This window comes from Priestia megaterium (assembly GCF_009497655.1).
GTDB lineage: Bacteria > Bacillota > Bacilli > Bacillales > Bacillaceae_H > Priestia > Priestia zanthoxyli.
On record NZ_CP023317.1, the window covers coordinates 3,840,657 to 3,858,750 of the forward strand.

General features: G+C 37.1%; 20 protein-coding genes. 7 read left to right on the top strand and 13 right to left on the bottom strand.

Annotation, left to right across the window (positions count from 1 at the left end; translation table 11 throughout):
- Positions 1-221 precede the first annotated feature (221 nt).
- Entirely contained in the window at positions 222-647 is a 426-nt protein-coding gene (locus CEQ83_RS19690; RefSeq protein ID WP_028411360.1) for a DUF2621 domain-containing protein, read from the top strand.
- A gap of 31 nt (positions 648-678) precedes the next feature.
- Here the strand turns inward: CEQ83_RS19690 and CEQ83_RS19695 are convergent, their stop codons facing one another.
- The 3 genes from CEQ83_RS19695 to CEQ83_RS19705 all read right to left on the bottom strand — a co-directional run bounded on the left by CEQ83_RS19695 (position 679) and on the right by CEQ83_RS19705 (position 2,750).
- Positions 679-1,170, bottom strand: a complete 492-nt coding sequence (locus tag CEQ83_RS19695) for a CcdC family protein (RefSeq protein WP_013084715.1) — start codon at positions 1,168-1,170, stop codon at positions 679-681.
- A 104-nt stretch (positions 1,171-1,274) separates the two neighbouring features.
- The gene (locus tag CEQ83_RS19700) at positions 1,275-1,832 is read right to left on the bottom strand and encodes a DUF2179 domain-containing protein (protein WP_013058767.1); all 558 of its coding nucleotides are present in this window, start codon (positions 1,830-1,832) and stop codon (positions 1,275-1,277) included.
- Positions 1,833-2,042: 210 nt separating this feature from the next.
- Positions 2,043-2,750, bottom strand: coding sequence for a cytochrome c biogenesis CcdA family protein (locus CEQ83_RS19705; RefSeq protein ID WP_028411361.1), 708 nt, complete (start codon positions 2,748-2,750; stop codon positions 2,043-2,045).
- Between the two features lie 139 nt (positions 2,751-2,889).
- Between CEQ83_RS19705 and CEQ83_RS19710 the strand changes: the two genes are divergently transcribed.
- Positions 2,890-3,066, top strand: a complete 177-nt coding sequence (locus CEQ83_RS19710; RefSeq protein WP_013084718.1) for an aspartyl-phosphate phosphatase Spo0E family protein — start codon at positions 2,890-2,892, stop codon at positions 3,064-3,066.
- A 22-nt stretch (positions 3,067-3,088) separates the two neighbouring features.
- Here CEQ83_RS19710 and CEQ83_RS19715 read toward each other — a convergent pair whose 3' ends face one another.
- From CEQ83_RS19715 to yneA, 8 genes are all read right to left on the bottom strand, one after another.
- The gene (locus CEQ83_RS19715) at positions 3,089-4,894 is read right to left on the bottom strand and encodes an ABC transporter ATP-binding protein (RefSeq protein WP_028411362.1); all 1,806 of its coding nucleotides are present in this window, start codon (positions 4,892-4,894) and stop codon (positions 3,089-3,091) included.
- On the bottom strand, positions 4,884-6,647 hold the full coding sequence (locus tag CEQ83_RS19720) for an ABC transporter transmembrane domain-containing protein (RefSeq protein ID WP_028411363.1): 1,764 nt from the start codon (positions 6,645-6,647) through the stop codon (positions 4,884-4,886). The genes CEQ83_RS19715 and CEQ83_RS19720 overlap by 11 nt, the downstream gene beginning before the upstream one ends.
- 90 nt (positions 6,648-6,737) lie before the next feature.
- Positions 6,738-6,950, bottom strand: coding sequence for a YneF family protein (locus tag CEQ83_RS19725; RefSeq protein WP_013058772.1), 213 nt, complete (start codon positions 6,948-6,950; stop codon positions 6,738-6,740).
- A gap of 90 nt (positions 6,951-7,040) precedes the next feature.
- Positions 7,041-7,481, bottom strand: coding sequence for a sporulation inhibitor of replication protein SirA (gene sirA / locus CEQ83_RS19730; RefSeq protein WP_028411364.1), 441 nt, complete (start codon positions 7,479-7,481; stop codon positions 7,041-7,043).
- 149 nt (positions 7,482-7,630) lie between these two features.
- The gene (tkt, locus tag CEQ83_RS19735) at positions 7,631-9,637 is read right to left on the bottom strand and encodes a transketolase (RefSeq protein ID WP_013058774.1); all 2,007 of its coding nucleotides are present in this window, start codon (positions 9,635-9,637) and stop codon (positions 7,631-7,633) included.
- Positions 9,638-9,804: 167 nt separating this feature from the next.
- The gene (locus CEQ83_RS19740; protein WP_013058775.1) at positions 9,805-10,035 is read right to left on the bottom strand and encodes a DUF896 domain-containing protein; all 231 of its coding nucleotides are present in this window, start codon (positions 10,033-10,035) and stop codon (positions 9,805-9,807) included.
- Positions 10,036-10,104: 69 nt separating this feature from the next.
- Positions 10,105-10,773: a YneB family resolvase-like protein gene (locus tag CEQ83_RS19745; protein WP_028411365.1), complete on the bottom strand. Its 669-nt coding sequence runs from the start codon at positions 10,771-10,773 to the stop codon at positions 10,105-10,107.
- Between the two features lie 53 nt (positions 10,774-10,826).
- Positions 10,827-11,156 carry a cell division suppressor protein YneA gene (gene yneA, locus CEQ83_RS19750; RefSeq protein ID WP_028411366.1) on the bottom strand — a complete coding sequence of 110 codons (330 nt, stop codon included), beginning with the start codon at positions 11,154-11,156 and terminating at the stop codon, positions 10,827-10,829.
- A 146-nt stretch (positions 11,157-11,302) separates the two neighbouring features.
- Between yneA and lexA the strand changes: the two genes are divergently transcribed.
- Both lexA and CEQ83_RS19760 read left to right on the top strand, forming a co-directional pair.
- Entirely contained in the window at positions 11,303-11,920 is a 618-nt protein-coding gene (gene lexA / locus CEQ83_RS19755; protein WP_013058778.1) for a transcriptional repressor LexA, read from the top strand.
- 209 nt (positions 11,921-12,129) lie between these two features.
- Entirely contained in the window at positions 12,130-13,575 is a 1,446-nt protein-coding gene (locus CEQ83_RS19760) for a magnesium transporter CorA family protein (RefSeq protein ID WP_034270839.1), read from the top strand.
- A 67-nt stretch (positions 13,576-13,642) separates the two neighbouring features.
- Here the strand turns inward: CEQ83_RS19760 and CEQ83_RS19765 are convergent, their stop codons facing one another.
- The gene (locus CEQ83_RS19765) at positions 13,643-13,843 is read right to left on the bottom strand and encodes a hypothetical protein (protein ID WP_223546232.1); all 201 of its coding nucleotides are present in this window, start codon (positions 13,841-13,843) and stop codon (positions 13,643-13,645) included.
- Between the two features lie 282 nt (positions 13,844-14,125).
- Here CEQ83_RS19765 and CEQ83_RS19770 point away from each other — a divergent pair, with 282 nt between their 5' ends.
- Genes CEQ83_RS19770 through CEQ83_RS19780 form a run of 3 tightly spaced genes read left to right on the top strand, consistent with a single transcriptional unit; the run spans position 14,126 to position 17,018 of the window.
- Positions 14,126-15,631 (top strand): ArnT family glycosyltransferase, encoded by a 1,506-nt coding sequence (locus CEQ83_RS19770; protein WP_028411368.1) that lies wholly within the window; start codon positions 14,126-14,128, stop codon positions 15,629-15,631.
- Between the two features lie 20 nt (positions 15,632-15,651).
- Positions 15,652-16,044, top strand: a complete 393-nt coding sequence (locus CEQ83_RS19775; protein WP_028411369.1) for a GtrA family protein — start codon at positions 15,652-15,654, stop codon at positions 16,042-16,044.
- Positions 16,041-17,018, top strand: coding sequence for a glycosyltransferase family 2 protein (locus CEQ83_RS19780; protein WP_155017477.1), 978 nt, complete (start codon positions 16,041-16,043; stop codon positions 17,016-17,018). Before CEQ83_RS19775 ends, CEQ83_RS19780 begins: the two co-directional genes overlap by 4 nt.
- Before the next feature lie 39 nt (positions 17,019-17,057).
- Here the strand turns inward: CEQ83_RS19780 and CEQ83_RS19785 are convergent, their stop codons facing one another.
- Entirely contained in the window at positions 17,058-18,035 is a 978-nt protein-coding gene (locus CEQ83_RS19785) for a cation diffusion facilitator family transporter (protein ID WP_028411371.1), read from the bottom strand.
- Positions 18,036-18,094 lie beyond the last annotated feature (59 nt).

Here is an 18,094-nt window from a genome sequence, read left to right on the forward strand (position 1 = left end):
GTGCCAACTTTTAAAAGGCTGAAAAATAAGCATTTTTAGATAATTCTAACGATAATTCACTTATCGATAAGTCAATATAAACTTATCAACAAGTCAAAAATGACTCTCTTTTCACATAAAGTGCAGGAATTTTATATTGCCATAAAAGGAACAAGGCTTTTATAATAAATGTATAAATATAGTAATGTTATGATTAATCTCTTTATAAAGGAGTGAAAAATATGCTAGAGGGCTGGTTTTTATGGGTTATTTTATTTTGGGTTGTCTTTTTAATGAGCATGTTTGCTATCGGCGGATTTTTTATGTTCAGAAAATTTTTAAAGCGCTTACCAAAAGAAGACGGCATGTCTGAACTTGATTGGCAAGATCACTATCTTTCCAAAACCATTCACCTTTGGTCAGCGGATCAAAAGCAGCTATTAAACGTTCTTGTTGAACCAGTACCTGAACTATTTCGCGATGTGGCCAAACAAAAAATTGCAGGGAAAATTGGGGAACTCGCACTTGAGGAACAAGCCGCCTCTATAACAGAAGACTTAATCGTACGTGGATACATCTTAGCTACGCCTAAACGTGATCATAAATTTTTATTAAAAACATTAAAAAAGCAAAAAATAGATGCCGTCCCCTATCAGCATTTATTTTAAATCAAAAAAGGTGGCTGCGTAGCCACCTTTTTTAATTTAATATCGTTGTATTTCCAAGACGATCATTGTGCAGCTTTCGTTCGAGCTTTTTGTACGATGTGTACATCGCAATGCGCCAAGGTACAATCATACCAAATGCTAAAATCCAGAACATACCGCCAAGCTGGCCAACATCAATTGAAGAACTTAAATATATTTTCATTGCAATTCGAATAATAAGCAAACCAATAATAATGAATGCAAAAGCTTTTGAACGCTTCAAGTAAATATGATCGTCACGAATTTCAAATTTAGACGTTTTAATTAACAGGATTGAGAAGATCATGCCTGCTATTAACGCCTCAAGCAGTTCTGCACCCGTTACTCGAAACATTGGAAAGATAAACATTAACGCTCCCGTACTCATAAAAAAAGGCGGAAGTATAATTTTTTTTGCATTCGTTGGTTTATCAGCAGCTTTCATTCGAACAACTAATATGAAAGAAGCCATAAAAATTGCGACAAGTGTTGAAGCAATAACCAATGAAATCCTTCCTTTACTATAGTTTAGTGTGTACTTATATTATAATCCAAAAAACATCAGAAGTAAAAGTGCAACAAAAAAACAGAAGAGGATCTCTTCTGTTTTTATTTAGTAGAGGTAATATCTGCTTTTGCTTTTTGCTTTTGTTTTTGCTTTTTCATTGCTTTTAGTAAGAACCCGCCTTTAAATTTACGAGGCTCGTATGAAATAATGAAAGCACGAGGCTCATATTCTTCAATGAATGCTAATAGCTCTTCTTCTCTACTTCTTTTTGTTAAAATGTCTAATCTATAGCGTGCACTGTCTCTTCCTTCACCTTGGTACACAGTAACACCAAAACCTTCCTGTCGAAGGCGGTTAATTAACTCTTCATTTTTGGTCATAAGGTTAACTAAGAATGTTGTATATCCGATAGCAAGCCTAGATTCGATATAACTTCCAAGTATAATTCCCACTCCAAATCCAACTGCGTATACAACCATAGCAAGCGTGCTTTGATCTCCTGAAAATACTAGGGATAAGCCAAATACATAAATTAACGCTTCAACAAATCCAAAAACTGAGGCATACATACTCATACCTTTGACTAAAAAAATTGTGCGCAGCGTCAAGATCGGTACATAGATCAGTTGCAAAAGCAAGATTAACAAAATATCTTTCAATTTATACACCTCTTTTTAACAATTAAAAATATGACGATTTCATTGTATCACTCCGTATTTATAGAAGATATAGTAAAAATAAATTTTTCTATATATTTTTTCGAGTCATATTCTTGCTTATTTCCTAAGAGCTAAAATGAACGTTTGGTCTTTAAAAAACAAAAAAGAACCTGCCAACTTCCAGATTCTTTTTTGTATCGTTTTCCCTTTTTAAAAGCCCGTAAACCCTCCAAATACGCTCGTTGTATAAATAATAATTTTTGTCATCCAGTCAAAATATAAAATAAACCCCATGCCAATCATTGCGTATCCGCCAACTTTCATCATGGAATTCATATGTTTTTTTAACCAATTCATTTTTCCAATAAAGAATGTCATGATAAAGAACGGAATAGAAAACCCAAGTGAATACGTTATCATGTACAAAAGACCGGATCCTGGGTTTGTCGCTGCAAGCGCCATAACCGATACTAAAATAGGTCCCGTGCAAGGAGTCCAGCCGGCAGCAAAAGCCATACCAATAAAAGAAGAACCTAAGAGTCCAGCCGGCTTATTGGCGAATTGAACTTTATGTTCCTGCATAAGAATTCGAGGCTTAAAAATCCCTAGTACAACTAGACCAAAGAAAATAATAAGAATAGCGCCAATCTGCCGAATTAAATCCTTATAGTTAAAAAACCACTGACCAATAAAGGATGTCGCAAAACCAATCATAATAAAGATAACAGAAAATCCCAGCAGAAAAAAAGCTGTGTGAATAAAAGCTTTGCGCTGATGTGACCTAGCGCCTTCCTTTAGCTCGCTGACTGATACTCCCGTTATGTACGATAAAAAAGCTGGATACAAAGGCAAACAGCAGGGTGAAATAAACGATAAAAAGCCTGCGCCAAATGCCAAAAATAAATTTAAATCTCCCACATTTCCCACTTCCCTTTTTTGTTCTTTTTGTTCTTTTTCGTTACCATTTTGTAACCAAATTGTCTTATCTCACTTCTTTCAAATAGTACCATTATCTTGTATAATTAGGTAAACGACTTGTTAGAAGGGATACATAGCATTGGCCAAAAAAGATATTCTATTAGCGATTGAAAAGAAACGAGAAGAACTCATCCGCATAGTCCGAGTAAGTGGATTAAACTCTCCACCTGCTATTAAACATAGTCAAGAATTAGATCATTTATTAAACGTTTACAATGAATTCCCTGCTCAAACAACAGAAACAACCTCTTCATGAAGGTTGTTTCTTTTTTTCACCTTCACTCTATCAATTCTTTATAAATCTCTTTTACTCCTGTTTCTTTATTGAAATTTTCCTCTTTTTCACTGTGCTGAAGCTGATACATATTATAGTACAAACCGCCTTTATCTAGCAGTTCAGCATGCGTTCCTTTTTCGACGATTTTCCCTTTATGCAATACTAAAATACAATCGGCGTGTTGAATAGTTGATAAACGATGGGCAATCGCAATCGTTGTGCGGCCTTTTCCCATATCTCTTAACACTTCTTGAATCGCTTCTTCCGTTTCTGTATCGATATGGGCTGTTGCTTCATCAAGAATAAGGATTTTAGGGTTTCGAATCACCGTTCTTGCAAATGCTAAGAGCTGACGCTGACCGCTTGATAAAGTTGAACCTCTTTCCACTAGCACTTCATTATACTTATTAGGAAGAGCTTCGATAAATGCGTGAGCTTGCACAAATTTCGCCGCTGCTTTTACTTGCTCATCAGAAAAATGGTCTTCATGCAGCGTAATATTTCGCTTTACGGTATCGGCAAATAAAAAGGCATCTTGCAGCACCAGCCCTACCTGATCTCGAAGCTGTTTATTTGAAAAGGACGACAGTGGTTTATTATCGATCAAAATGTCTCCTTTTTGCTGCTCATAAAAACGCATTAATAAATTAATGATGGAGCTTTTCCCGCTTCCAGTATGGCCTACTAAAGCCACTGTTTCTCCTTCGTTTACCGTAAATGATATATCAGAAAGCACATCTCGAACACCGTCATAGGAAAACGTGACGTTTTTGAATTCTACCGTTCCTTTTTGTACCCCCTGCTTTTGTTCTCCTGTCATCACTGGATTTTTTTCTTCCTCATCCATCAAATCAAATACCCGGGAGGCTGATACCATCGCTTGCTGATACATAGAAAGACGCTGCATCATTTCATTAACGGGCTCAAAAAAACGATCCAAATAGTTGATAAACGCGTAAAGAACACCAATTTTAACAGGACTGTCAGCTACGGAAATGCCAAAATAACTGAGCACAAGAATAACGGCTAAAATATAAAGAATTTCGACAGCAGGCCTCAGTAGCAAACCATCTAACTTAATATTGCGCATGCCCGCTTTGTAGTGCTCATCATTAATTTCTTCAAATTCCGAGCGAAGCCGCTTTTCTTGACGAAATAATTGAATAATGGACATGCCTTGCAAAGACTCATGAAGCTTGGCATTTAACTGACTTAGCTTTTCTCGGAGCTGTCCGTAGTAAATAGCGCTGTAATGCTGATAAAGCTTCATAAGTCCCCAAATAAACGGGAGAAGAACTAAACAGTAAAAAGCCAGCTTCACATCTAGCATAAACATCGCTATAAAAATACCAATCAAAAATACCCCATTTTGAATAAAAACCGCGATGACTTCTACAAACATTTCTTTCATAGCTTCCGTGTCATTTGTAATTCGAGAAACAAGGCTTCCCGTTGGCGTGTTGTCAAAAAAGCGAAGCGCCAGACGATGAACATGAGAAAAAACGTCAATTCGAATCTGCTGAATAATTTGAAGCGCAATATTCTGAAACTGCAGAAGCTGAAAGTATTGAACGACAATTTTTAAAAGCTGTAAAAGCAAATAACTGCTTGCAAGCCACACCAGAGGCTGAAGAGGCAAATACTTAGGAGTTAAATAATCGTCAATGAAAATTTTAATCAAAATGGGCCCTAATAAATCAGCAGCCGTAGCAATTAATAATAGAGTGAACGCTAAAAAAAATGATTTTTTATGCGGAATTGTATAGTGAAACAGACGTTTATGTACCGAAGAATGCTCAATTTTCATTTTTCGTCTCTCCTTCTTCTACCGCACGTTCAAGCTGCTGTCTATCGTACATATCCTGATACCAGCCGCTCACGCTAAGCAGTTCCTCATGAGTTCCTCGCTGAATAATTTTCCCTTTATCAAGGACAAGAATCAGGTCTGCATGAGTAACCGAGCTCAGCCGATGCGCTGTAATAATCGTTGTTCGATTTTGACGTTTTTGCCTCAACGCTTGTAAAATACCCGCTTCCGTTTTTCCATCTACCGCTGATAGCGAGTCATCTAAAATTAAAAGCTCAGGATCTAATAGAAGAGCTCTTGCAATCGAGATACGCTGTTTTTGTCCACCAGATAACGAAACGCCTTTTTCACCTACTATTGTTTGATAGCCATCTGTAAAATCGAGGATGTCTTTATGTACATTTGCAACTTTAGCCGCTTCTTGAATTTCTTGATTGCTTGCGTCTTCTTTTCCGAACGCGATATTAGCAGCGACTGTTGTTGAAAACAAAAAGTGATCTTGAGGAACATATCCAATGCTTTTGTACAGTGAATCAAAAGCATAATCTTTAATGTCTTTTCCTCCCCATAAAACAGCTCCGTCGCTTACATCAAATTCACGAAGCAACAGCTTTAAAAGCGTGGTTTTCCCAGCACCCGTCTTTCCGACAATCCCTAACGTTTGACCGCGAGAAAGTGTAAAGTAAATTTCGTTTAACGTGTATTCGTCTTCTTTACCATACGAAAACCTATGAATAACAGCTTCAATATTTCCTGTTGGCAGTTCAACACTAGGATGCGCTGCTTCTTCAATCGAATTTTCTTCTTTTAATAAAGAAAATACCCTGTCATATGATGCTCTTCCTCGTTCCACAATGTTAAATAGCCAGCCAAACGCGAGCATCGGCCAAATAAGAAGGCCCAAATAAGTTGTAAAGGTAACAAGCTGTCCCAGTGTTAACTCTTCACTAATCACCATCTTGCTGCCAAAAATAAGAGCAAGTAAAAAAGAAAGTGCTACAATAATCGAAATGGTCGGATCAAACAATGCATCTACTCGTGCTACTTTCATGTTCTTTTGAACAACATCTGCAGACTTCATACGAAATTCTTCGACATCAGCTGCTTCTTCCCCAAACGTCTTAATGACTTTAATTCCGCTAATGCTTTCTTGAACCTTATCATTTAAAGTAGAAAATGCTGCTTGTGCGTGATGAAACCGCGCATGAAGCAATGTACCATAGTAACTTGTTAAAACGGCCATAAGCGGCATAGGAATAAGGCAAATAAGCGTTAATTTCCAGCTGATTGTTAGGGCCATTGTGCATAGAACAAGCCCTCCTGTGACAATGGAATCCACGAGCGTCAAAACGCCCGAACCTGCAGTTTGTTGAATAGCTTGAATATCATTCGTTGCATGGGCCATCATATCCCCAATTCGCCGCCGCTGATAAAAGGCCTGATTCATCCTGGTAAAATGAGTGTAGAGGGTATTTCTCAGCTGCTTGGCTAGTTTAACAGATGAACCAAATATCATAATACGCCATATGTATCTTGTGAAATAGGCCACAACAGCAGCTCCTAGCAAAATGCCAACCATCTGCATTAAGCGCTTTCCATTCAGCGTCCCTTCTTTAATGCCATCTACCGTTAAACCAATAATTTTAGGCGGGAGAAGTTCTAATGCTGCCACAATAATGAGCAGCGCTATCCCCGTTATGTAAGACTTTTTTTCCTGTTTGAAAAACCACCATAACTCTCGAAAAATTTTCATCGTATCCCCCTAGCCCCACAACCATTTTCTTATCTCTATCATAAAACAAAAGACACCCTTCTGAATAGAGAGTGTCTGTCCAATTAACCATTATTTAATTTGGCCGTTCATTGCTTTCATCATTTGGTTAATTTTTTTCTGCGATGGTTTCATGCCCATTTGCATCATCATCATTTTTAACATTTGTTCATTAATTGGTGGATTTTTCTTCAGATAGCTCATCATATACTTACGAGCAATGAAAAATCCTAGCGCTATCCCAACAATTAATGCTAGAACACCAACTAGAATATACATTCCCATGGTATTACTTCCTCCTTCGTGTTGTCTAACTTACAGTGTACTAGACCATACGCTATTATACAATATTTCCGTTCCAATTTCCTTAAATAATTACACAAATTTTCTTGTTTTCACAGGCCTCAGCCAGCCGTATTCATCCGTTCCATAATTCACTGCTAAAAAACAAGGATCTAGCTTGCGTAATACTTCAAAAAAAGCTGTCTCAGCATCAACATTGCCATCTCCTTCAATTGTTATACAGCGATTCGTTAATTTTATAGATGCTCGACTTTTTTTATGAGGATATTCCAGCACAAACGTCTCTTGATGAGTAAAAAAATGAGGATAATGAGAAAACGCCTGAAGTAATTCTCGTTGAATAAATGAATTGGGCAGTTGGCGAGTAATGTAATGAACTTGTTTTTGTAAATGCGTTTCCTGCAAGTGACGTTTCATTTTATATTCAATCAGCAGCTGATAAATGAGCTTTTCTCTTCGAAAATAGGATGATGCAACTTCTTCCTCCATTAAATATACTTCATACGTTCTCACGATTCATCCTCCCTTTCGGCTCGTTCTTTTTTGTACCATTATACCGAATGGTGTACGCAATGCTTGTCTATCGATGAAAAAATTTCTTTGTTTTTTTGTCGAAAAAAAAGAGCAGACCATAGGAGTCTGCTCTTTCTTGTGAAAAAGAATTATGCATTAAGCAAGCTTTTCACTTTTGCTACTACATTTTCAACTGTAAAACCAAATTCTTTCATGATTGTTTCACCAGGAGCAGATGCACCGAAGTGATTAATACCAAGAACTTGTCCCTCGTCTCCAACATAGCGTTCCCAGCCAAGTGTAGAAGCCATTTCAATACCTAAACGTTTTTTCACTGATTTAGGGATAACACTTTCTTTGTACTCAGCAGATTGCTCTTCGAAACGATCCCATGCAGGCATACTTACTACAGATACATCAATGCCTTCTGCAGCTAATGCTTTTTGTGCTTCTACTGCTAGGCTTACTTCAGAGCCTGTTGCAAGTATTAATGCATCCGCTTGGTCTTTACCAGCTTTAGATACAACGTACGCGCCTTTAGACACGCCTTCGTATGCATTTTCTTTTGTACCTTCAAGCGTTGGCAAGTTTTGACGAGTCAATACAAGCGCCGTTGGGCGGTCAGTTGATTCTAATGCTAAGCGCCATGCAGCAGCTGTTTCATTTGCATCTGCAGGACGAACCACTGAAAGACCTGGCATTGCACGAAGTGATGGCAATTGTTCAATTGGCTCATGTGTTGGGCCGTCTTCTCCAACTGCGATACTGTCATGTGTGAATACATATGTTACAGGAAGCTTCATTAAAGCTGCTAAGCGAATTGCTGGGCGAAGATAATCAGAGAATACAAAGAATGTTCCTCCGAATACTTTTACACCGCCGTGTAGAGCCATACCGTTTAATGCAGCTCCCATTGCAAATTCACGTACACCGAACCAAATATTACGTCCGCTGTAATCAGCTGCAGTGAAGTCTTCTGAACCTTTAATCATTGTTTTATTTGACCCAGCTAAGTCAGCTGAACCGCCGAAGAATTGAGGTACAGCTTGTGCTACTGCGTTTAATACTTCTCCAGAAGAAGCACGGCTAGCTAAGCTTGAACCCGTTTCGTATGCTGGAAGCGTTTCTTCCCAGCCTTCCGGTAACTTTCCTTCTACTGCTAGTTCAAATTGACGACCTAGTTCAGGATATTTTTCTTTATACTGTGCAAATACATCGTTCCATTCGTTTTCTTTCTTTTGGCCATCTTCAGCAATTGTAGCTTTGAAGTGAGCATACACTTCTTCTGGCACATAGAAATCTTCTTCAAATGTCCATGCATAAGCTTCTTTTGTTAATTTTGTTTCATCGGAACCTAATGGAGAACCGTGCACGCCAGAAGTACCCGCGTGGTTTGGAGAACCAAATCCGATTGTTGTTTTTACTTCAATTAGCGTTGGGCGTGTTAAATCGCCTTTTGCTTCTTCAATTGCGTTTGCAATCGCTGTCAAGTCATTGCCGTCTTCAACGCGAATTACTTGCCATCCGTAAGCCTTGAAACGATCTTCTACGTTCTCAGAGAACGAGCGATCTAAATCTCCGTCTAAAGAAATATCATTTGAATCGTATAAAACAACTAAGCGTCCTAATTTTAAGTGTGCCGCTAATGAAGCTGCTTCAGCAGATACACCTTCCATTAAGTCTCCGTCACCACAAATACCATACGTAAAGTGGTCTACAATTTCTAAACCTTCTTTGTTGTATGTTTCAGCTAAATGACGTTCTGCCATTGCTTTACCAACAGCCATTGCAATACCTTGTCCTAGTGGACCAGTTGTTGCATCAACACCTGCTGTATGACCGAACTCTGGATGACCTGGTGTTTTGCTTCCCCATTGACGGAAGTTTTTAAGGTCTTCAATTGATAAGTCATATCCAGCTAAATGAAGCAAGCTGTATAATAGTGCCGATCCGTGTCCTGCTGATAATACAAAGCGGTCACGGTTGAACCAGTTTGGATTCTTTGGATTGATGTTCATAAATTTTGTCCACAATGTATATGCCATTGGAGCAGCTCCCATTGGCATACCTGGGTGACCTGAATTTGCTTTCTCAATCGCATCGATTGATAAAGTACGAATTGTTGCAATCGAAAGATCTTCAATACGTTGTGTCATACTCTTCATTCCTTTCAAAACTATGTACATATGTTATCATACTAATGATTTGCTTATTTGTACAATACTTGAACCAAAAAAATTTCCACTTTTACAGTTTTTGTGTGCCTTATTAAAAATATACAAAAAACTAGAGGGAACTCTCCCTCTAGTTTTACTAGAACGTCTTAGTGAAGACGCTTCTTTTTGCTCTCTTTTAACTTCTTAGGCGTAACATCTTTACCTTCCTCGTCCACAACTTTAATCGTATGAAGGTGGTTTGTCATAGATTGTCGGAAAACTTTTAAATATTCCTGACGTAGCTCTTGCTGTTCTTTCGCTTCAGATTCTGTCAGACCTTCAGCCTTTGCCTTTTTTGAAAGAGCATTAATACGAGCAAGTTTATCTTTTGATAGCATATAAAACCTATCTCCTTATAATCAATAATTAAAATTACCGAACCGTTCCGGCAACATGTAGTCATCTTACTAAATCTCTTTCGTTTTATCAAGAGATTGAGCACTCTCTTGATACTCTTGATAGCGACGATGTACCGTTGCTTTTGAAATATTATAACCAAAACCTTTTAGCGTAACTGAAATTTCAGCAAAGGTTAAGCCGTTATGACGAAGGCGGACAATTTCTTCAATCGGCGCTTCTTTTTTTTCTCTTCCTGAGTTAACTCCTTGATTTTTTAAATTTTGCTGCGGACGATAACCGTTTTCTACGGCTCTTTTCATTCCTCTTTTAATTTTAGCGTTATGTAATTTCCGCTGATGCTCTTCCACTAAGCTAATAATATCTAACACCATCGAATCAGATTCTGAAAGCTGAAGCTGACCTTGATGACTAATCGTATAGATCGTAGCATTTTCTTTATGAAAAGCATGAAGAAGCGCAATTCGGGCATTTCCTCTGCCTAATCGCGTTTCGTCTTGAATGAGCAGCACAGATATTTTTTCTTCTTTCATTGTATGAAGAACATCCAATATACCCTCTCTGTCTACGTCATATCCGCTTGCTTTTTCCATTACGACTTTTTTTACGTTTAGATGGTGAAGATCAGCAAGCTTTTTTAATTCTTCTTGCTGGCGCTGTAAAGATGTTTCTTGGGTTTTTTTATCCGTACTTACACGGCAATAAATAATGGCGTCCACTTTTATCACGACCTTTTCGGCTTCTAACAATATTCAGGAACGGCCGTTACACACTACTGTTCAATTGCCACTTGATTATGTAACTCTTTTTTTAAAACAGGAATATATAATTTATCTCCAGGAGATAAAGACTGGGCAGTGTCTGAGTTTAGATCATTGACGTCTTCAACCCATTTGACAAATTCATTGGTGGTCAAATGATGGTGATTATGATACTTGTTGGACAAGTCCCAAAGCGTATCTCCTTTTGTAATAGTAACCGTTGAATATTTGTCTAAATCTACTTTATCCGCTCCTAAAACCAGCGTCAATACATATGTAAGTGCAGCGATAACTGCAAAAAAAATAGCGTAATGTTTCATAGAATGTAAGAATTGGTGCATATTATGATCCCCCTATCAGAATATATGTTCTTATTTTATTGAGAACATTTGTTTCTGTCAATGGAATTCTTCGAACTTATGTTTGTATATTGACACATCACGTGGTATAATTCACCTAAAGAATAGCTAAAATCGAGGTGAAAAATATGAAGCTATCAAAACGTCAACAAGACATACTAGATTTTATTAAGCACGAAGTAAAATTAAAAGGTTATCCGCCTTCTGTTCGTGAGATTGGGGAAGCGGTGGGATTAGCCTCTAGCTCCACTGTACACGGGCATTTAGCTCGTTTAGAAAGTAAAGGGTTAATTCGCAGAGATCCAACAAAACCAAGAGCAATCGAAGTTCTTCAACTAGACGAAGTAAACATCCCTAAAAGCAATGTCATTAATGTTCCTGTTATCGGTAAAGTAACAGCGGGTCTTCCTATAACAGCCGTTGAAAATGTGGAAGAATATTTCCCTCTTCCAGATAAATTCGTTTCTCCAGATGATCATGTATTTATGCTTGAAATTATGGGAGAAAGTATGATTGAAGCAGGTATTCTAGATGGCGATATGGTAATCGTACGTCAGCAGCAAACTGCTAATAACGGAGATATTGTGGTCGCTATGACCGAGGACAACGAAGCAACGGTAAAACGTTTCTTTAAAGAAGAAAATTTCGTTCGTTTACAGCCTGAAAATTCAACGATGGCGCCTATTATTCTTCGCCACGTAACGATTTTAGGAAAAGTCACTGGTGTATATCGCACGATTCACTAATCACACACTGTATGTAAAACCAACTAATCATGATGTTAGTTGGTTTTTTACGTTTGTTTTCTAAAAAAATTGGCATATTATAAATGATACGTCGAATCATTACAGGCAGGTAGAGCGGTTTTTATAAAGCCTGTTTTACCTTTTACTTTCTGTCTGCATTTTTTCGACTCTCAAAAAAAATACAACCGACTATAAGAAGGATGTAGTTTATGACCAATACACCAAGGAAAACAGAACCATTTCAAACTATTATGCCTACCAAAGCAATGAACATGTTTCTTTTTCCTTTTTCCTTTGATCGAAAAAATAAAGAGCAGCTTGTTCATGCACTAGAAGCAAATATGTTTGAGTTTTTTTCCATTCAAAACAAACATGTAGAAAAAGAATACTACGGAGAACAGTATTACGTATCTCATGATAGCTTGGATCAATATTTTCTTCCTTACATTGAATGTATTCTATTTCCTGATTCGTGCGAAAAAGAAGGCTTGCTTCGATTTTCAAAAAAAATAGACCATACCGTTACGCTACAAACTTCCTCCACCACCGTGTCTAGCAACGTGCTGTCTGTGGATGTTTTTTTATGTCCTTTTGAAATTGGCGTCATGACCATTCGCACTGAGATGAGTCATAATCATTACACCTATGATGACATTTTAGAATTCATGAATCATTTTCGTGTATTAGAACCGAAGCTTGCTGAAGAGCATGGATCCACCATTACCTATGAACATCATCGCTATAGCAAAGTACAGGATTATATTTTTTCACAGCTCGCGCCATTTTTGAACGAACACATCAAAAAAGAAGCGACGCGTGAACAGCACGTCGGGAGTCTTCCTTATTTTATCGATGAACGGATGTTTGTATTAAGTTATGTAACGGTAAATCAAGAGCAAGAGATTAACTCCACAACTTTATTTCGTACTGGGCAGCTAAATAGCTATACGCCTGACGGGAAACCGTTTATCTCTGCACACAACCATGAGTATATTAAAACGTATAATACCAAACACGTGTATTCCAGATGGGCTCCTGAAACCTATTACGTTATAACAGACCATGTGTTTTCGTGTATTTCTAAATCGACAGACTCTAAAACGGATCAGCTTTTGATGAATCATCTATTTGGCCAACATTACTATAATTTATTTTTGCATTTTTTCTATAAAATCGTGTTGCTAAAACTATCCTATGAGTATTCTCAGCTCACGTTTCATAAAAATTCAGAGGGCATCGAGCGACTAATTCGCTCTATTACTGTATTTTCAGGTAAATATTTATTTTTAGAAATTAGCTCTCGCACGGAAGGTCAAGAGTTTTCTGAGCTCTTTAAAAAAATCTTCCACATCAATTCTCTTTATCAAGAAGTCAAAGAAACCCTTGGTACTTTGTATCAAAATCAAGAGAAAATCGCGGCCAAGCGTCACAATTACTTATTATTAATTTTAACGATTTATACCGTTCTTTCCGGTATTTACGGAATGAATTTAGTTATTAGCAAGCTAAAGGGAAACATCAATTGGGATAGTATGAAGCAGTTTTCTATCTTTGAATATATCGCTTTAATAGTAGCTTTATCAGGAATTCTGATCAGCATTAGTCTCGGAGTGAGTTCCCTATGGAATTTATTAAAAGATCGATTTAAAACATAAAAGCTGTTCGCATCAGAAAATACATTATAAAAAAGAAGAGATTGAGACATAACTAAACCAAGCAAGTCTAAAGGGAAACAAATGAAATAAATAAGCTAGCAGGGATTGCTTGTGACATCGCAGTTGATTTCCGTGCAAGACTTCGCTTTCCGCGGGCGGCCGGTGAGCCTCCTCGTCGCTTGCGCTCCTGCGGGGTCTCACCCCTTCCGCTTTTCCCGCAGGAGTCTTCGTCTTGCCCTCCAATCAACTGCTGGAAAGAACTAAACAAATGAAACCTACGTGCACCATAAAAAACGAACCACTAATCAAACATGATGATTAATGGTTCGTTTTTCGCTTCGACTAAAATCCTTTTTTCCCAACCTCTTTTATCTATTACTAAATCACTGCCTACTCCACTGAACCTTTTATTACACGTTGTGCCGCTGTTGTAATTTCAGAACAATCTAACATTATACTCTATAAGAAAAATATATACAAAATAATAAAATATGGTATCATAGGGTAGGAATTTTGTACCTTATCTTTGAAATAATTTGCAGGAGGTAATATGCTTAACTCATTTTTATCCAAAAGCCTGATTCTTTTATGTGTCATGATTCTTACATGGTCTCTATGGGGCAGTTATAGTGCGATGACAAATTCATTGGACTTAAAAGGCTTGGCTTTAAGTAATTCATTTATTATTGAAGGAATATGTATCACTTTCCTTGTCATTTTTCTAATAGCTATTGCAAGTAGATACATGAACAAAACTGTTTTTTTTATTTCACTGATTGTTTTGACCTTAGGTGTTCGATTAGCATGGATGCTTTCTGTTCAAACACCTGTAAAATCTGACTTTCTTGTCATGTTAGATGCCGCACGTAATATCGCAAAAGGAAATTATGAATTTAACCAAAGCGTTTATTTCACTACATGGGTATATCAGCTAGGCTTTTCATTCTATGAATCTATTGTTATTCGCTGTTTTGGAGATAGCATTTTTACATTAAAATTGTTAAATATTTTTTATTCTACTGGAACCGTTATTTTTATTTATCTAATTGGCGCTAAAGTATTTAACGAACTTGCTGGGAGAATGGCAGCTTTCCTATATGCGTTCTACATTCCGAACATTCTCTACAGCTCAGTGTTAACCAATCAGCATTTAGCTACTTTTTTATTTTATGCAGCTTTTTACCTTATTATAAAAAGATTTGCTCATAACAAGTTTAGCTGGCTTTATATTGGTCTTCTATTGTCGTTAGGAAATTTAATGCGCCCTCTGGGACCCATTATTATCGTTGCTGTTTTCATTTATTTCATCTTGCAAATTCTTCAACCTTACATTAAAGCGAAGGATGCTGCTGAGTTAAAAACTCGTCGAAAGAAAATAGGAAAAAACCTCGTAGGCGTACTGGCTACTTTTTTTATTGCAAATGCGCTGATCAACTACTCTTTTGTAGCGAGCGGTATTTCTAAATATCCTTTAAGTAACAGAGATCCTTTATGGAAATTCGTTATTGGCTTTAATTATGAAACAAGCGGTTCTTATTCTTCAGAGGATGCTAGTCGTTTTATGGGTATGCCAATTGGAGAAAAACGAGCTGAAGCAGAAAAAGAAGTAATTAAAGAGCGAGTAGCAGATAAAGAGCAACTTTTAGATCTCTTTCACATTAAATTCCTGAATATGTGGGGAGGAACGGATGCATCTACATTTTGGAGTATTTCATTAACTCCTCAAGAAGATGTACCTTTTAATAAAGAGAAATTAATTAGTGCTGCTCAAAGTTATGAAAGAATCATTTACGTTTCAACTACTATTCTTTCCATTATTGGACTTATATGTTTATTCCTGAAGAAGCAGGATAAATATCCGTATACACTGTTTTTATTACTAATCATAGGATACGTTCTTATTCACTTGCTTATTGAAATTCAAACTCGCTATCGATTCTTTATTTTCCCAAGCTTTATGCTGCTCGAAGGGTTTGGTATTTCAGTGATTCTATCTTATTTACTAGTACGGTTTACTAAAAATAAGACCCAGGCAAAATGTGAAGAGATAAATTAAATGGAAGGGATTATGCAACCGTGATAAAATTCCTGAAATTCGGATTTGTAGGTATAATGAATACCCTGCTCACTATTATCAGTTACTTAGCACTGATTCATTTTGATATGAATTATATATTGGCTAACGTACTATCCTATTTCATTGGCGTCATAAACAGCTACTATTGGAACAAATCGTGGGTGTTTCAAGCAACTGTACATAAATGGATGTTAGCTCAATTTTTCATCGTAAACCTTATTACTTTAGCAATTAATACATCTTGCTTATTCCTTCTTGTACACTATACACCTGCTAATCCGATAATTGGACAACTGTTGTCTACTTGTATAGGAATGTTTTTTAATTTTTTTCTTAATAAAATATGGACGTTTAAGCACACAAACAATCACTCGATAGGAGGTAAAGCATGAAAGAACTAATTTCAATCGTGGTACCTATGTATTTTGAAGAAGAAGTAGCTAATGAATGCTATAATCGCTTGCTTTCCGTCATGCATGAAAATCACATTAACTATGAATTCATTTTCGTCAATGACGGCAGTACAGACCGAACAATTGAAATCTTAAAGGACGTAGCAGCTATGGATTCTAACGTAAAAATTATTGATTTTGCCCGTAATTTCGGGCACCAAACTGCCGTCACAGCAGGTATTGACTATGCTCAAGGTGATGCTATCGTAATTATTGATGCTGACTTACAGGATCCGCCTGAAATGATTCCTGAATTAATTGCTAAATGGCAGCAAGGCTATGAAATTGTATACGCAAAGCGCAAGAAGCGAAGCGGAGAGACCTTTTTTAAATTGACAACGGCTAAGTATTTTTATCGCTTTTTAAATTATATGTCCGATATTGAAATCCCAAAAGACACGGGAGATTTTCGTATTATCGACCGAAAAGTTGCGGACGTATTCAAAAAAATGACTGAACGCAATCGTTTCGTAAGAGGAATGATGTCTTGGGTCGGCTTCAGGCAAACATATGTAGAATATGAGCGCGATGAGCGTTTTGCTGGTGAAACAAAATATCCTTTAAAAAAGATGATCAAGTTTGCTTCAGATGGAATTATTGGGTTTTCAACGAAACCTTTACGTTTAGTAATGGTTATTGGCTTGTTATCAGTTTTTGTATCACTTCTCGTTTTAAGTTATTCGATTGTTGTTTGGCTGATAGGTGAAAATATTCAGCCTGGCTGGACTTCGATTATGGTAGCTATCACTTTCTTTAGCGGTATTCAGCTACTTGGTTTAGGTCTAGTGGGACAATACATCGCAAGAATTTACGATGAAAGTAAAAATAGACCTATTTACGTTGTACGTGAAACTATTAACTTTTCTGCGGCTTCAACAGATTCTCAAAACGTGCGTGAAAAAGTATATAGCTAAAAAAACAAGGAAGAAAACAACTGTTTTCTTCCTTGTTTTTTATTCTTTTTGAAGCTGTAAATCGCTTGTCACCCAGTCAGGAATTCCATCATCTTCATCAAATTCAATAATGACATCCGTTATTCCTTTTTCCTGTAAAATACGATTTTCGAGACGATCTTTAATATCATCCGCTTCTGCTACTGTTAAAGAAGGATCAATTTCTACTTTTAATTCAACGTGAAGCTCTTCTCCTTCTTTCATCACCATTAACGTTTGAATATCACGCACTTGTACATCTTGCATAACAATGGCGCCAATTTTCATTTCCATTTCTTTATCTGCTTCACCAAGCGCTCCGGCAGCGTTATCTAAAAATACTCGTCCTACTACAAAAAACATCATAAGACCAATTAGCATAGAAGCAATTCCTTCAGCTTGATGAAAAGGCGTAAACCGCGAAATAAAAACGGCGATTAAAGCCAATACGCCTCCTCCAGTAGCTACCAGATCTTCCATAAAAACAAGCTTAGTTGCTGGCTTTGCTTTCTTTAGATGAACAAAGCTTTGCGTAAAAACATTGACCTCTGCAGTATTCATTCCGACATCGTGCAAAATTTCTTTCATTGCCTTAAAGAGGACAAACATCTCAAGTAATACCGAGATGCCAAGTACTGCAATATTTAAAATAAAGCCTGAAGACTTCGTCGGATGAAGAATATGATGATACCCTTCTTTAATCGTTTCAAATGCCATAATTCCTACTACAAGAACCGCCCCTAATAAAACGAGATTAACCAATCGTCCAAATCCGTTTGGAAATCGTTTGGTCGGAGCTTTTTTGCTTAATGCTGAACCTATAAAAACAAAGAACTGATTTGCTGCGTCCCCTAAGCTGTGCATCGTTTCAGCAAACATCGCTACATTTCCCGTTAAAGCAAAAGCAATCCCTTTAATAATGGATATAATGGTATTAACTATAGCGGCCATCATGGCCGATTTATTTCCTTTTCGCAATAACTTAATTAATTCACTCATGCAATCCCTCCGTTTGTGCCTTTGATGAGATTCAATTATGGTTAGTGTATGTGAATTTA

Excerpts from the sequence above, each read along its gene's own strand:
- CEQ83_RS19690 (WP_028411360.1), top strand. The coding sequence starts at position 222 with ATGCTAGAGGGCTGGTTTTTATGGGTTATTTTATTTTGGGTTGTCTTT.
- CEQ83_RS19715 (WP_028411362.1), bottom strand. The coding sequence starts at position 4,894 with ATGAAAATTGAGCATTCTTCGGTACATAAACGTCTGTTTCACTATACA.
- CEQ83_RS19720 (WP_028411363.1), bottom strand. The coding sequence starts at position 6,647 with ATGAAAATTTTTCGAGAGTTATGGTGGTTTTTCAAACAGGAAAAAAAG.
- CEQ83_RS19725 (WP_013058772.1), bottom strand. The coding sequence starts at position 6,950 with ATGGGAATGTATATTCTAGTTGGTGTTCTAGCATTAATTGTTGGGATA.
- tkt (WP_013058774.1), bottom strand. The coding sequence starts at position 9,637 with ATGACACAACGTATTGAAGATCTTTCGATTGCAACAATTCGTACTTTA.
- CEQ83_RS19740 (WP_013058775.1), bottom strand. The coding sequence starts at position 10,035 with ATGCTATCAAAAGATAAACTTGCTCGTATTAATGCTCTTTCAAAAAAG.
- yneA (WP_028411366.1), bottom strand. The coding sequence starts at position 11,156 with ATGCACCAATTCTTACATTCTATGAAACATTACGCTATTTTTTTTGCA.
- lexA (WP_013058778.1), top strand. The coding sequence starts at position 11,303 with ATGAAGCTATCAAAACGTCAACAAGACATACTAGATTTTATTAAGCAC.
- CEQ83_RS19760 (WP_034270839.1), top strand. The coding sequence starts at position 12,130 with ATGACCAATACACCAAGGAAAACAGAACCATTTCAAACTATTATGCCT.
- CEQ83_RS19770 (WP_028411368.1), top strand. The coding sequence starts at position 14,126 with ATGCTTAACTCATTTTTATCCAAAAGCCTGATTCTTTTATGTGTCATG.
- CEQ83_RS19780 (WP_155017477.1), top strand. The coding sequence starts at position 16,041 with ATGAAAGAACTAATTTCAATCGTGGTACCTATGTATTTTGAAGAAGAA.
- CEQ83_RS19785 (WP_028411371.1), bottom strand. The coding sequence starts at position 18,035 with ATGAGTGAATTAATTAAGTTATTGCGAAAAGGAAATAAATCGGCCATG.